11 protein-coding genes are annotated in these 13,736 nt (G+C 69.8%); 8 read left to right on the top strand and 3 right to left on the bottom strand.

The genetic code is table 11. The annotated features are described in order from the left end of the window. The first annotated feature begins 74 nt into the window (after positions 1–74). The 6 genes from ACWGSM_RS00535 to ACWGSM_RS00510 all read left to right on the top strand — a co-directional run bounded on the left by ACWGSM_RS00535 (position 75) and on the right by ACWGSM_RS00510 (position 6,250). Entirely contained in the window at positions 75–1,001 is a 927-nt protein-coding gene (locus ACWGSM_RS00535; protein WP_452321052.1) for a proteasome assembly chaperone family protein, read from the top strand. 161 nt (positions 1,002–1,162) lie between these two features. Then, positions 1,163–2,443: an RNA polymerase sigma factor gene (locus tag ACWGSM_RS00530; RefSeq protein ID WP_452321051.1), complete on the top strand. Its 1,281-nt coding sequence runs from the start codon at positions 1,163–1,165 to the stop codon at positions 2,441–2,443. Further along, complete coding sequence (locus ACWGSM_RS00525) at positions 2,440–3,759, top strand: MurT ligase domain-containing protein (RefSeq protein ID WP_452321050.1); 1,320 nt, start codon at positions 2,440–2,442, stop codon at positions 3,757–3,759. The genes ACWGSM_RS00530 and ACWGSM_RS00525 overlap by 4 nt, the downstream gene beginning before the upstream one ends. After that, complete coding sequence (locus tag ACWGSM_RS00520) at positions 3,756–4,508, top strand: type 1 glutamine amidotransferase (RefSeq protein ID WP_452321049.1); 753 nt, start codon at positions 3,756–3,758, stop codon at positions 4,506–4,508. The genes ACWGSM_RS00525 and ACWGSM_RS00520 overlap by 4 nt, the downstream gene beginning before the upstream one ends. Positions 4,509–4,523: 15 nt before the next feature. Next, positions 4,524–5,219 (top strand): alanine racemase C-terminal domain-containing protein, encoded by a 696-nt coding sequence (locus ACWGSM_RS00515; RefSeq protein WP_452321048.1) that lies wholly within the window; start codon positions 4,524–4,526, stop codon positions 5,217–5,219. Continuing rightward, positions 5,216–6,250, top strand: a complete 1,035-nt coding sequence (locus tag ACWGSM_RS00510) for an alanine racemase (protein ID WP_452321047.1) — start codon at positions 5,216–5,218, stop codon at positions 6,248–6,250. The genes ACWGSM_RS00515 and ACWGSM_RS00510 overlap by 4 nt, the downstream gene beginning before the upstream one ends. A 5-nt stretch (positions 6,251–6,255) precedes the next feature. On the opposite strand, the gene ACWGSM_RS00505 is transcribed toward ACWGSM_RS00510, so the two are convergent. After that, positions 6,256–6,465 carry a DUF7455 domain-containing protein gene (locus tag ACWGSM_RS00505; protein WP_452321046.1) on the bottom strand — a complete coding sequence of 70 codons (210 nt, stop codon included), beginning with the start codon at positions 6,463–6,465 and terminating at the stop codon, positions 6,256–6,258. 174 nt (positions 6,466–6,639) lie between these two features. Here ACWGSM_RS00505 and ACWGSM_RS00500 point away from each other — a divergent pair, with 174 nt between their 5' ends. After that, positions 6,640–8,784: a DNA gyrase/topoisomerase IV subunit B gene (locus ACWGSM_RS00500; RefSeq protein ID WP_452321045.1), complete on the top strand. Its 2,145-nt coding sequence runs from the start codon at positions 6,640–6,642 to the stop codon at positions 8,782–8,784. A gap of 47 nt (positions 8,785–8,831) precedes the next feature. On the opposite strand, the gene ACWGSM_RS00495 is transcribed toward ACWGSM_RS00500, so the two are convergent. Beyond that, entirely contained in the window at positions 8,832–11,270 is a 2,439-nt protein-coding gene (locus tag ACWGSM_RS00495) for a DNA gyrase/topoisomerase IV subunit A (protein ID WP_452321044.1), read from the bottom strand. An 83-nt stretch (positions 11,271–11,353) separates the two neighbouring features. On the opposite strand from ACWGSM_RS00495, the gene ACWGSM_RS00490 reads away from it, so the two are divergent. After that, positions 11,354–12,481 (top strand): alkaline phosphatase family protein, encoded by a 1,128-nt coding sequence (locus ACWGSM_RS00490; RefSeq protein ID WP_452321043.1) that lies wholly within the window; start codon positions 11,354–11,356, stop codon positions 12,479–12,481. Between the two features lie 15 nt (positions 12,482–12,496). Here the strand turns inward: ACWGSM_RS00490 and sepH are convergent, their stop codons facing one another. Further along, positions 12,497–13,531, bottom strand: a complete 1,035-nt coding sequence (sepH, locus tag ACWGSM_RS00485; RefSeq protein WP_452321042.1) for a septation protein SepH — start codon at positions 13,529–13,531, stop codon at positions 12,497–12,499. Positions 13,532–13,736 lie beyond the last annotated feature (205 nt).

The raw sequence follows: 13,736 nt of genomic DNA, 5'->3' as shown, positions 1-13,736 counted from the left end.
GGCGCTGCCGCCGTGTTCGCTGTCAGCATGCACATCGTCGCCCAGGCCCGAGATGCGACTCGTAGCATGGACACATGCCGTCACCTGCTGACCTGTTCGAACCGGTTTCCGGGGCCCCGGACGCACCGACCGGCCTGCCCCTGGTCATCCTTCTCACCGGCTTCACCGATGCCGGCAGCGCCGTCGCCGGTCTCATCGAGCACCTGAGCGCGACGACCGACCCGAAGCCGCTCATCGTTTTCGACAACGACGTGCTGCTGGACTACCGCGCGCGCCGCCCGATCGTGCTCTTCGATCAGGATCACCTGACCGAGTACCGTCCGGCGCGGCTCGAGCTCTCCCTCGCTCACGACGCCCTCGGTCAGCCTTTCCTCCTGCTCTCCGGGTACGAACCCGACTTCGCGTGGAACGCCTTCGCACGCGCGGTCGTCGATTTCGTGGATGCTTTCCAGGTGTCGACGGTCACGTGGGTGCACTCGATCGCCATGCCCGTGCCGCACACGCGTCCGCTGGGTGTCACGGTGAGCGGCAACAGGCGCGACCTCACGGCCGTGCATTCGGTGTGGCGCCCCCGCACCCAGGTGCCGGCCACGGCCGCCCACCTGCTCGAGTTCCGCCTGGTCGAGCACGACGTGCGCGTGGCCGGATTCGTGCTGCTCGTGCCGCACTACCTCGCCGACACCGACTACCCCGACACGGTCGCCGCCGCGGCGGACAAGCTGATGGCGGGCACCGGGCTGGTGCTGCGGATGGATGCCGTGCACGAGCGCAGCGAGGAGTTCCACGCCCGCGTCGCCGAGCAGGTGCAGGGCAGCGAGGAGCTGGTGCAGATGCTGCACGGGCTCGAGCAGCGTTACGACGCGTACATGGCGGGCCGGGACGACACGGGCGACGAGGGCGGTTTCGACGAGCGCGACCTCCCCAGCGCCGACGAGCTCGCGGCGGAGCTCGAGCGCTATCTGGCCACGCGACGCCCGGGAGACGACGACAAGCAGCGCTGAGACGCGCGCTGATTCACGAATCGGAGGAAGCAGCCGTCGTCGTGTGTGATAATGGATGCTCGACCCGTTGTCAACAGATTCCTCGCGGATGCACTTGACAAGGGTCTTACTAGTGTCCGAAACGGCTCGGAGCGCGTGCACCGCTCCATGAAAGGCGAAACGTGACTCCTGCTACGAGCAAGAACTCCCGGACGACCACGAAGACCACTGCCGAGACCGAGATCGTCGAGGCCGAGGTGACCGACGTCGCCGAGGCGGCACCCAAGAAGGCGACGAAGACCGTAGCCAAGGCGCCCGCGAAGAAGGCGGCCGCGAAGGCACCCGCCAAGAAGGCCCCCGCTCGGCGCACGGCGAAGAAGAAGGACGAAGAGGCCCCGGTCGACGACGAGGTCGTCGAGACCGAGGACGGCGACGAGGACGAAGGCGACAAGAAGCCGGCCTTCACCGAGCCGCTGCCCACCGGCGCGATCGTCATCTCGTCCAAGGACGAGGACGACGCCCCCGTCTACTCCACGCAGATCACCGGCGCGACCGCCGACCCGGTCAAGGACTACCTGAAGCAGATCGGAAAGGTCGCCCTGCTGAATGCGGCCGAAGAGGTCGAGCTCGCGATGCGCATCGAGGCGGGCCTGTTCGCCGAGGAGAAGCTGTCGACGATGTCGGCGGCCGAGAAGTCCGGCCAGCTCGGCCTCGACCTGCAGTGGGTCGCGCGCGACGGTCAGCGGGCGAAGAGCCACCTGCTCGGTGCCAACCTGCGCCTGGTCGTCTCGCTCGCGAAGCGCTACACCGGTCGTGGCATGCAGTTCCTCGACCTGATCCAGGAGGGCAACCTCGGCCTGATCCGTGCGGTCGAGAAGTTCGACTACACCAAGGGCTTCAAGTTCTCGACCTACGCGACGTGGTGGATCCGTCAGGCCATCACCCGCGCCATGGCCGACCAGGCGCGCACCATCCGCATCCCGGTGCACATGGTCGAGGTCATCAACAAGCTCGCCCGCGTGCAGCGTCAGATGCTGCAGGACCTGGGGCGCGAGCCCACGCCCGAGGAACTCTCGCGCGAGCTCGACATGACTCCCGAGAAGGTCGTCGAGGTGCAGAAGTACGGCCGCGAGCCGATCTCGCTGCACACCCCGCTCGGCGAGGACGGCGACAGCGAGTTCGGTGACCTCATCGAGGACACCGAGGCCGTCGTCCCCGCGGATGCGGTCGGCTTCACCATGCTGCAGCGTCAGCTCGAGCAGCTGCTCGACTCGCTCTCCGAGCGCGAGGCCGGCGTGATCCGGATGCGCTTCGGGCTCGGTGACGGTCAGCCGAAGACCCTCGACCAGATCGGCGACACCTTCGGCGTGACGCGTGAGCGCATCCGTCAGATCGAGTCGAAGACGATGGCGAAGCTGCGCCACCCGAGCCGGTCGCAGTCGCTGAGGGACTACCTCGAATGAGTTCGCCCGCACCTCAGGCGCGCTCAGCCGGCCTGCGGTACGTCTTCCCGGTGCTGGCGGGAAAGCTCGCGCGTTTCGCGACCCGTCTGCGCGGGGGAGGATCCGCCTTCCCCGGCTACCTCACCAACCGTCTCGCCCCGACGCTGCTGCCGACGCTGGCCGACCAGTTCCGCTACGGCGTGGTCTTCGTGCTGGGCTCGAACGGCAAGACCACGACGACGCACATGATCAGCGAGGTGCTGCGTGCGCACGGGCTGACGGTGTTCACCAACCCGACCGGCGCGAACCTGCCGCAGGGTGTCACCAGCGCCCTGCTGGCCGATGCCACCCTCACCGGCCGGATCGATGCCGACGTCGCCGTGCTCGAGATCGACGAGGGCTTTGCGGCTGATCTCGCCGACCGCCTCTCGCCCTCGGTGATCCTGTCGCTGAACGTGCAGGTCGATCAGCTGTACCGGTTCTACGAGACCGAGCGGGTCGCGGACATGATGCTCGACGCGTCCCGGCGCGCATCGGCACACGTGATCATCAACCGCGACGACCCGTACCTGTCGAAGATCGACGTCGACGCCATGCGCGCCCCGGTGACGTTCTTCGGAGTCGCGTCCGACATCGTGGCATCCTCTGCAAACGGTCTCGCCAACGCAGTCGACACCCGCAGCGGCACGGCGGGCATCATCGACCGCGAGGCGTTCTCCGAGGTCCGCGAGGTCTCGGGCCGTGACGTGGTCGTGAACATCGGGGGAGCGGATGCCCGCATCACGCTTCCCGCGCGAGGCCTGCACTACGCCGCCGACGCCGCGGCCGCCCTCGCGGTGGCATCCGGAGTGCTCGGCGCCGAGTTCGACACCGAGCGCGCGGCCACCGGCTTCGCGAACATGGCACCGGCCTACGGCCGCGGCGAGGTCATCCCGCTGCGCCGCGACCCCGCCGGCGAGCAGGTCGAGTTCGTCATGTTCAAGAACGCCCCGAGCATCCAGATGAATCTGGACGCGCTGGACGGCAACCTCGAGCGCGCCCTCATCGCGATCGACGAGGGAACCCCGGACGTCTCGTGGCTGTACGACGTCGACTTCACGGCGCTGCCGCGCGTCGACGTGGTGACAGGGGACAAGGCCCATCAGCTGGCTCTCGCGCTGGCCTACGCGGGCGTCGAGATCGGCGCGGTCGAGCCCGACATGGAGAAGGCGGTCGCGATCATGCGCTCGTTCCCCGAGACCACGGCCGGCAGGCAGACGTGGTTCGTCAACTACGAGCTGATGATGATCGGTCGCCGCATCCTCGGGTACGGCGACCAGGAGGTGGCGCGCCGATGACGAAGATCAGCATCGTCCAGCTGTACCCCGCCGAGCTCGGCATCACGGGTGACCGCGGCAACGTCCGCACCCTCGAGGAGCGCCTTCGTGCGAGGGGCGTCGAGTACACCACCGCACACGTCGGCGTCGGCGAGCGGCTGCCCGACGACGTCGACATCGTCGTGATCGGCAACGGTCCGCTGTCGGCGCTGCGCGGTGTGCACGCCGACTTCGTCGCCCGTGCCGATGCGCTGCGCTCCTTCGTCGCCGACGACCGCACGCTGTTCGCGATCGGCGGTTCGGCCGAGCTGCTCGGTGAGCGCATCGATCTCACGGACGGCGACAGCGTGACGGGTCTCGGCGTGATGCCGTATCGGGTCGCGCGCACCCGCGACCGCCGGGTTGGGTACATCACCGTCCGCACCCCGGACACGGCCGTCGTCGGCTTCGAGGATCACGCCTCCGAATGGACCCTTGCCGACGGGGCCGGCGCGTACGGCACGGTCGTCGCCGGTCGCGGCAGCTATTCGCGCGGCGACGCCCGCGGCGAATTCGTGCGCCATCGCAACGCCGTCGCCGGCAACGTGCAGGGGCCCGTCCTCCCGCTCAACCCGGCGCTGGCCGATGTGCTCGTTCGGGCGGTGGCCGCCCGCCGCGGACTGGAGCTTCCGGATGCGGCGCCGAGCCCGTTCGACGAGTACGCGAAGGGCGCGCGTGATGCCATCGAGCGGTTCGTCCACGACAAGGGCTTCAAGACCATCCAGCTCTGAGAGCGGGAGACCGTCATGACTGTCAGCAGCGCGCTCCCACGGGTGCTCCTCTGCCGGGGGGCTCTCGAGCGAGCGGCGCGTGCGCTCGTGGCGCCCGGTGCGGTCGTCGACCTGCGGCACGACGGCTTCGGTCACGGCGCTGTCGAGGCAGCCAGGGTCCTCGCCGGTGCCGGGGTCACCGACGTGATCGCCGACGCCGAGCACGTCGCCGTCGTCTCCGGCCACCCGGGTCTGCGGGTGCACACCGATGGCGCCGCCGACGTCGACCCGGCCGGGCTGTTCGGGATCCCGGATGCCGCGGGCTCGGCGTCCGTCGAGCCCGTGATGAGCCTGCACGGCCGCGTGCTCTCCACCAAGCCGCTGCGCGCCGGGGAGGCCGTCTCGTACGGCTACACGCACCGGGCCGCCGAGGACACCCGCGTCGCACTGGTCACGGGGGGCTACGCCCAGGGCATCCCCCGTGTGCTCGGAAACCAGGTGCGGGTTCAGATCGGCGAACGGATGCTGCCGGTCGTGGGACGCATCGCCATGGACGTGTGCGTGGTCGACCTCGAGGGCGGCGATGTCGCAGACGGCACATCGGTGGTCTACTTCGGTGGTGCGGGCGGTGCCCGCGACGCCCTCGCCCGGTGGTCGACCGTGAGCGGGCTCACCGCACTGGAGATGGCCGTGGTCATCGGGCGGCACGCGCAGAGGGAGTGGACGGCATGACAGGACCTCTGCTCGAGATCTCGCGAGGTGCGTTCCGCCGCAACATCGCCGCGGTGCAGCGGCGCCTGTCGCCGTCGGACCTGCTGCTCGTGATGAAGGACGACGCGTACGGTCTCGGCATCGACTGGGCCGTGCGCGAGGCATCCGCGGTCGGAGTCACCTGGTTCGGCGGCTACGACATCCCCACCGCCCTGCGCATCCGTGCTCTCACCGATCGGCGCGTGTACGCGTGGGCGACGTCACCGCGCGCCGAGATCGCCCAGGCGATCGCGGCCGACATCGACCTCGGCGTGGGATCGGCCGCCTATCTCGACGACGTGATCGCCGAGGCCGACGCCGCCGGCGCGCGCGTGCGGGTGCACCTGAAGATCGACACCGGCCTGCACCGCAACGGGTTCCGACCCGAGCAGTGGCACGACGCCGTCACCGCCGCGCTGGCGGCCGAGCGTCGCGGCAGCGTCACGGTCTCGGGCGTATGGAGTCACCTCTCCGAGGCCAGCGATGCGGAGGACGACGCCGCACAGCGGGTGTTCCTCGACGCGGTCGCCCAGCTCGTCGACGCAGGCGGCGAGCCCGAGGTGCTGCACCTCACGGCGTCCGCCGCCGCGTGGTGGCGTCCCGAGCTGCGCGGCTCGCTGAGTCGCATCGGCGCGTTCTGCTACGGCATCCGCTCCGCCGACGGCCCGCCGCTCGACGGGCTCCGTCTGATCGCCCGGCTCAGTGCCCCTGTGGAGCAGATCGATGCCGACGTGGTCCGCGTCGGCATCGGAGCCTTCCACGGTCTGCCCTCGACCCTGCGCGGCGTGCAGATCGCCACGCCGGGCGGGCTCCGTCGCATCGTCGACATCAGCGGCACCGCCCTTACGGTCGAGCGATGGGACGCAGTGACCGCGGGTCAGCGGGTGGTGTTCTTCGGGCCGGGCGCCGATGGCGAGCCGGATGCCACCGCCCTGGCCGAGCACGTGGACACGGTCGGCGAGGAGATCATCACCAGGCTCACTCCCGCGGTGCGTCGACTCGTGGTCGACTGACCACCTCAGACCTCGATGAGGCGGGCGGTCTCGTCGTGCCACGAGGTGGCGACGGCGCGCAGCTTCTCTTCGTACTTGCGTCCGTGGTGCGCGCAGAACAGCATCTCGGTGCCGTTGACCTCGGCGGCGATGTAGGCCTGCGCCCCACAGGAGTCGCAGCGGTCCATGGCGGTGAGGCGGTACTCGACGGTCTCGCGCTCAGTCGTGGCGTTCATCTCGGTGCCTCCTCAGCGGGTCGGATCCCTTGTGGTCGTAGTCAATACAACCATGCGCGCCCCGTGTGCATGCCCGGATCGCGGCGTGTTTCGCTGTGCGCGTACGCCGGGTGCGCCGCCTTGCCTGGCGGGGAGTGTCGCGGTCCGACCCCTGGTCGCGCGGAAATAAGATGGATGACTGTGACTGCCGAGTATTCCGCCCACCATCTCCAGGTTCTCGAGGGCCTCGAGGCCGTGCGCAAGCGCCCCGGCATGTACATCGGCTCGAACGGGTCGCCGGGCCTCATGCACTGCCTGTGGGAGATCATCGACAACTCGGTCGACGAGGCCGTCGCCGGCAACGGCTCGAAGATCGACATCGCGCTGCACGCCGACGGGAGCGTCGAGGTGGCCGACCGCGGTCGCGGGGTGCCTGTCGACGTCGAGCCCCGCACCGGACTCACCGGCGTGGAGGTCGTCTACACGAAGCTGCACGCGGGCGGGAAGTTCGGTGGCGGCTCCTACGCGGCATCCGGCGGGCTGCACGGTGTCGGCGCCTCGGTCGTGAACGCGCTCTCGGAGCGCCTCGACGTCGAGGTCGACCGCGGCGGCAAGACGTACGCGATGTCGTTCCACCGCGGTGAGCCCGGCGTGTTCGCCGACGACGGCGAGCCGCGCCCCGACGCCCCGTTCACGCCGTTCGAGCAGAAGAGCGAGCTGCGCGTGGTCGGCAAGGTGGCCAAGGGCGTGACCGGCACCAGGGTGCGCTATTGGGCGGACCGGCAGATCTTCACCAAAGACGCCGCCTTCCAGCTTCCCGAGCTCGAGACCCGCGCGCGTCAGACGGCCTTCCTCGTCCCCGGGCTCGAGTTCGAGATCCGCGACGAGCGCCCGGCGACAGGCTCGGCGACCCATGCGGAGGGTGCCGCTGAAGCGGATGCGGCCGCCGGGCCGCGCGTGACCACCTACCTGTACGAGGGCGGCATCTCGGAGTTCGTCGAGTACCTGGCATCCGACGCACCCGTCACCGACACGTGGCGCATCCACGGCAGCGGACGCTTCACCGAGACGGTTCCTGTGCTGCAGGCCGACGGGCACATGAAGTCCACTTCCGTCGAGCGCGAGTGCGAGGTCGATATCGCCCTGCGATGGGGCACCGGCTACGACACCACGGTGCGCTCGTTCGTCAACATCATCGCCACGCCCAAGGGCGGCACGCACCAGCAGGGGTTCGAGCAGGAGCTGCTGAAGACCCTGCGCGCCCAGGTCGAGCAGAACGCCCGGCGTCTCAAGGTCGGAAACGACAAGCTCGAGAAGGACGACGTGCTCGCGGGACTCACCGCGGTGCTCACCGTCACCGTGCCCGAGCCGCAGTTCGAGGGGCAGACCAAAGAGGTGCTCGGCACGCCCGCCGTGCGGACGATCGTCGCGCAGGTGGTGCGCACGCAGCTCGCCGAGCGCTTCGCGTCGACCAAGCGCGACGACAAGAACCAGGCGTCGATGCTGCTCGACAAGATCGTCTCCGAGATGAAGGCCCGCGTCTCGGCGCGAGCGCACAAGGAGACGCAGCGGCGCAAGACGGCGCTCGAGTCGTCGTCGCTGCCCGCGAAGCTGGTCGACTGCCGGTCGAAGGACTTCGAGCAGAGCGAGCTGTTCATCGTCGAGGGCGACTCGGCGCTCGGCACCGCACGGCACGCGCGCAACAGCGAGTTCCAGGCACTGCTGCCGATCCGCGGCAAGATCCTCAACGTGCAGAAGGCGTCGGTCAGCGACATGCTCGGCAACGCCGAGTGCGCGGCGATCATCACGACGATCGGCGCCGGCTCCGGTCGCTCGTTCGACCTCAGCGCCGCCCGCTACGGCAAGGTGATCCTGATGAGCGACGCCGACGTCGACGGAGCGCACATCCGGACCCTGCTGCTCACCCTGTTCTTCCGCTACATGCGCCCGCTCGTCGAGGCCGGTCGGGTGTACTCCGCCGTCCCGCCGCTGCACCGCGTGATCGTCATGAATCCCGGCTCGAAGCCGAACGAGACCATCTACACCTATTCCGAGGCCGAGCTGCACGCTCTGCTCGCGAAGCTGCAGAAGTCAGGCAAGCGCTGGCAGGATCCGATCCAGCGCTACAAGGGCCTGGGGGAGATGGATGCCGATCAGCTGGCCAACACGACGATGGAGAAGTCCGGCCGGCTGCTGCGCCGCGTGACGATCGAGGACGCCGAGTCGGCGGATGCTGCGGTGCGCACCTTCGAGCTGCTGATGGGCAGCGAGGTGGCGCCGCGCCGCGAGTTCATCATGAGTTCGAGCGACCGGCTGAGTCGCGAGGCCATCGACGCCTGACACCTGGGCCCTGAACCCGCCGAAGGGCCCTGAACCCCGCCGTGGGGTCAGCCGATCGCGGTGCCGATCGACCCGATCACGGCCTCCAGCGGCTGGCCCGAGCCATCACGCTTCGCGCCGGACTCGGGAAGAACGCGAGCCGCGCCGTCGGTCCCGACCGCGCGCGGATCCGCACCCACCCAGGCCAGGCGAAGACCGTCCTCGCCCTTCAGCAGCGCGTGCGCCCGCACCCCGCCGGTCGCACGGCCCTTCGCGGGGAACTCGGCGAACGCTGAGACCTTCGCCCGACCGGCGTCCGCGCCCGCGAGGGTTCCCTCGGCACCCGAGACGGTCACGACCACGGCGTCGTCTGCCGCGCCGACCACCGTGAACGAGATGACCTGGCTCTTCGCACCGAGTTTCATCCCCGCCATGCCGCCGGCGGGTGCCCCCTGGGGGCGCACGTTCGACGCCGTGAAGTGCAGCAGCTGGGCATCCGAGGTGACGAAGACGAGCTCCGCGTCGTCGGGGGCAGGCGCCGCGCCGACGACCACGTCATTCGGCTTCAGCCCGATGATCTCCAGCTCGGGTCGCACCGCGAGCGTCGAAGGGACGACACGCTTCACCACGCCGTCCCTGGTGCCCAGGGCGACAGGGGTGTCGTCGTCGAAGCGGATGAGGGCGATGACCCGCTCGCTGCGGTCGGTCAGCCCGAGGTAGTCGGAGATGCGCACACCGGCACCGAGACCGACCGACGAGGCGGGCACGGCAGGGATGTCGAGGGGCGTGAACCGCACGACGCGTCCCGCGGTCGTGACCGCGCCGATCTCACTGCGCGTGGTCGTCTCCAGGCGGGCCTGGATGGCGTCGTGCTTGCTGCGCCGCAGCGGCGTCGCGATCACGACGCCGGGTTCCACGTCGACCCGCACGGCACGACCCGTCGTCGACAGCAGCAGCGTCGTCGGGGCGTCCGCGATCTGCAGCTCCGCAGCCGACTTCGTGGTGCGGGCCTTCGGCGGTGCGGCGTTGAGCAGCAGGGTGCGCCGGTGCGTGCCGAACTGGTCGGCCACGGCGTCCAGCTCCCGCGCGACCTGAGCACGGATCAGGGCCGGATCGGCCAGCAGAGTCTCGAGTTCGGCGATCTCGGCGAGCAGCTTGTCGCGCTCCGCCTCGAGCTCGAGACGCGAGAACTTCGTCAGGCGGCGCAGGCGCAGCTCGAGGATGTACTCGGCCTGCACCTCGTCGAGCTCGAACACCTGCTGCAGGCGCGCGCGTGCGGTCTCGGAGTCGTCGGACGAGCGGATGACCTGGATGACCTCGTCGATGTCGAGGATCGCCAGCAGCAGGCCGCGCACGAGATGCAGCCGCTCGTTACGCCGCGCCAGGCGGTATCGGCTGCGCCGCGTGACGACCTGGACACGGTGCTGCAGGTACACCCGCAGCAGCTCCTTGAGGCCGAGGGTGCGCGGCTGACCGTCGACCAGCGCGACGTTGTTGATCGAGAACGACTCCTCGAGCGGGGTGAAGCGGAACAGCTGCTCGAGCACCGCGGCCGGGTCGAAACCGGTCTTGACGGTGACGACCAGCCGCAGGCCGTTCTTGCGATCGGTCAGGTCCTGCACATCGCTGATGCCCTGCAGCTTCTTCGCGGTGACCGCGTCCTTGAGCTTCTCGATGACGCGCTCGGGCCCGACCTGGTAAGGCAGCTCGGTGATGACGATGCCGGTCTTGCGCGGCCCCAGCGGTTCGATCGAGGTCTTCGCGCGCAGTCGGAAGGCCCCACGGCCCGACTCGTACGCGTCCCTGACCCCGTCGAGGCCCATCAGTATCCCGCCGGACGGGAAGTCGGGGCCGGGCACGAACTCCATCAGCTCGGCGGTGGTCGCCTCGGGGTTCTCGAGCAGGTGGGTGGCCGCCGCGACGACCTCGATGAGGTTGTGCGGCGCCATGTTCGTCGCCATGCCGACGGCGATGCCGCTCGCGCCGTTGACGAGCAGGTTGGGGAATGCCGCCGAGAGCACGGCGGGCTGCTGGAACTGGCCGTCGTAGTTGGGCACGAAGTCGACGACGTCTTCGTCGAGGTTCTCGGTCATCGCCAGAGCGGATGCCGCCAGACGCGCCTCGGTGTATCGGGACGCCGCCGGTCCGTCATCGAGCGAACCGAAGTTGCCGTGCCCGTCGACCAGGGGCACGCGCAGCGCGAAGTCCTGGGCGAGGCGCACCAGAGCGTCGTAGATGGCGGAGTCGCCGTGCGGGTGCAGCTTTCCCATCACCTCGCCCACGACACGGGCGCTCTTGACGTGCCCGCGATCGGGACGCAGCCCCATTTCGGCCATCTGATAAAGGATGCGCCGCTGCACGGGCTTCAGACCGTCGCGCGCGTCGGGCAGTGCGCGGGAGTAGATCACCGAGTACGCGTACTCGAGGAACGAGCCCTGCATCTCCTGCGACAGGTCGATGTCCTGGATGCGCTCCTGAACGGGCTCGGATGACGAGGGCTTTGGCATGGACTTCCTGCAGGTCGCTCGGTGCGGACTCGCGACGGCGCTCGGGCGCGGCGCGTCGGGCCACCTGTGCGAGACTGACCCGGATGCCTCTCATCCTACCGACCAGCCTTGATTCGACGCGGAGCATCAGCGGGGTGGCGCCACAGCTGCTCGCCTCGCTGCGCGGCGGTACCGCCGACCTTCGCGCGGTGCGGTCTGTCGTGCTGGTGGTCGTGGACGGACTGGGCGCGTCGGCACTGCGCACGCACGCCGGACACGCGCGCACGCTGTCGTCGGCCATGGCGAAGAAGGACGTCGCGGGATCCGTGTTCCCCACCACGACGGCAGCCGCGCTGACAAGTCTGCTCACAGGGGTGCCTCCCGGAACGCACGGCCTGGTCGGATACCGCGTGCGCGATCCCGAGTCGGACGTGCTGGTGAACCTGCTCAGCGGGTGGGAGGCCGCAGGCGCCGACCCCGTGCAGTGGCAGAGCAGCCCGACGGTGTTCGAGCAGGCCGCGGTGGCCGGGCATCCGGTGTTCGCCGTCGGCATCCCGGCCTACGCCGGCAGCGGATTCTCCGGGGCGACGCTGCGCGGCGCGGACTTCCGGTCGGCGCGCGGCGCGGCCGAGCGTGTGGAGCTGGCCTGGGAGCTCGCGGATGCCCACGACGGGGCCCTCGTGTACTGCTACCTGCCGGAGGTCGACAAGGCGGGCCATCGCCACGGCGTCGACTCGGCCGAGTGGGTCGCCGCCCTGGAGGACGTCGATGCCGCGCTCTCGCGGCGGATTCCCGACGGGGTGGGGGTGCTGGTCACCGCCGATCACGGCATGATCGACGTGCCGCACCACCGTCAGCTCGTCCTGGACGCCGCGGGCGGCTGGCACGACGGCATCCGGCACATCGGTGGCGAGCCGCGGATGCTGCACGTCTACGCCGAGCCTGACGCCGACCAGGCAGGTGTGCTCTCGCGCTGGCGACGGGACCTGGAAGGGGCGGCCGACGTGGTCGGCCGCACTGAGGCGATCGATGCCGGCCTGTTCGGACCGGTGGAGTCGGATGCCGTGCGCGAGCGCATCGGCGACCTGCTGGTGATCGCACGAGGCAATGTCGCGCTCTACGACGCCGAGGCCGACGACCAGCGCGGGCGCGGCATGGTGGGCCAGCACGGCGCACTGACACCGGAGGAGTGGCGCGTGCCGTTCATCCGACTCGGCGCCTTCCGGCGCTGACGGGCGTGCCTGCGCTCACTCGTCGGTGCGCGCTCCGAACACGATCTCGTCCCAGGAGGGCATCGCGTTGCGGCGCTTCCGGCGTCCGCTGGGCTGCTCGGCTGCCGGCTCGGGTTTCGTCTCGGACGGCTTCGTCTCGGCGGCCTTGTCGTCAGGCTCGTCGAGTGCGTCGAACAGCGCCAGCGGCGACGCATCCTCGTCGTCGCTGCCGTCGAAAAGCGGCGCGGACTCGCGCTGGCCGCGACGGCGGCGCAGCGCCTCGAGCAGGTCGGCGGTCTCAGAGCTCGTGCGGTGCTCATCGGGGGCGCGGCGGGCGGCGGCATCCTGAACGGCAGCGCTGGAATGCTCGGCGACCGGAGGCTCCTCGGTTTCCTCCGGCGGGGGCAGCAGCCGCGGGCCGAACGCGCCCGAGTCGAAGCGGCTCTCGTCCTTGTACGGCGAGACGCGCTCCGCCTCGACCGCGCGCAGGCGCGGGATGAGGCCCTCGGGAAGCGAACCCTGCCGGGAGAGCTGTGTGGCGTCGGCGTTGATCGGCGACAGCGTACTGCGGCGTGGGTCGAACACCCAGCGTGCATCGTGCGCGACCTCGTTCGCCGTGAACTCGAGCTTGACCGTCCAGCCGGCCTCGTCCTTCCAGCTCGCCCAGCGCTCGTCGGACGCCGCCAGGTCGGCCAGCTTGGCGCGCACAGCGGAGCCGAAGGTGGGCTGCGCATCGGGCTCCACCTCGCTGCCGATCAGCACCGGCACGGCGAGAGCCTGGTTGACAATGTGCTCGCGTTCGGCGAGGACGGGGCCCTCGAAGCGCGCCACATCGGACTCGCTCACGCCGAGCAGGGCGGCGACCTCGGCAGCCGTCAGACCCGCGCGGATCTGCGCCTGGATGTCTCGCGGGCTCGCGGCCAGACGCGCCGGAGCAGGTTCGGCCTCGCGAGTCGCTCGACGCACCTCTCGATGCAGGACGTCGTCGATGGGGAGCGCGAAGCGCTGCCCGGATTCGGTCGCGAGGACGAGGACTCCCGCTTCCGTTCCGACGATGGTGACGTTTTCCATGCCAATGCCCCTCTGATGGGTGTGCATTCATGGTGTCATGGGCAGGCTGATCGAGCGGGGAATACAGCGGGCGTGCCGCGAGTTTTCCCGACCGAGCCGACAGGCATTTGCTTATTGGTGCGCAGTCGTGCAAACTATGGCCCGCCGATCACCCGATATCGGATCCCCCCACCCCCAGATCACACACACCACGGAAGTGGAGAAT

The sequence above is a fragment of the Microbacterium sp. NPDC055521 genome, from assembly GCF_053619695.1.
Note: the sequence above shows the minus strand (reverse complement) of the source record. Positions and strands in the feature narration are given on the sequence as shown.

Bases quoted from the DNA above. Each gene is read 5' to 3' on its own strand.
- ACWGSM_RS00535 (WP_452321052.1), top strand. From the start codon at position 75: ATGCCGTCACCTGCTGACCTGTTCGAACCGGTTTCCGGGGCCCCGGAC.
- ACWGSM_RS00525 (WP_452321050.1), top strand. From the start codon at position 2,440: ATGAGTTCGCCCGCACCTCAGGCGCGCTCAGCCGGCCTGCGGTACGTC.
- ACWGSM_RS00520 (WP_452321049.1), top strand. From the start codon at position 3,756: ATGACGAAGATCAGCATCGTCCAGCTGTACCCCGCCGAGCTCGGCATC.
- ACWGSM_RS00515 (WP_452321048.1), top strand. From the start codon at position 4,524: ATGACTGTCAGCAGCGCGCTCCCACGGGTGCTCCTCTGCCGGGGGGCT.
- ACWGSM_RS00510 (WP_452321047.1), top strand. From the start codon at position 5,216: ATGACAGGACCTCTGCTCGAGATCTCGCGAGGTGCGTTCCGCCGCAAC.
- ACWGSM_RS00505 (WP_452321046.1), bottom strand. From the start codon at position 6,465: ATGAACGCCACGACTGAGCGCGAGACCGTCGAGTACCGCCTCACCGCC.
- ACWGSM_RS00500 (WP_452321045.1), top strand. From the start codon at position 6,640: ATGACTGTGACTGCCGAGTATTCCGCCCACCATCTCCAGGTTCTCGAG.
- ACWGSM_RS00495 (WP_452321044.1), bottom strand. From the start codon at position 11,270: ATGCCAAAGCCCTCGTCATCCGAGCCCGTTCAGGAGCGCATCCAGGAC.
- ACWGSM_RS00490 (WP_452321043.1), top strand. From the start codon at position 11,354: ATGCCTCTCATCCTACCGACCAGCCTTGATTCGACGCGGAGCATCAGC.
- sepH (WP_452321042.1), bottom strand. From the start codon at position 13,531: ATGGAAAACGTCACCATCGTCGGAACGGAAGCGGGAGTCCTCGTCCTC.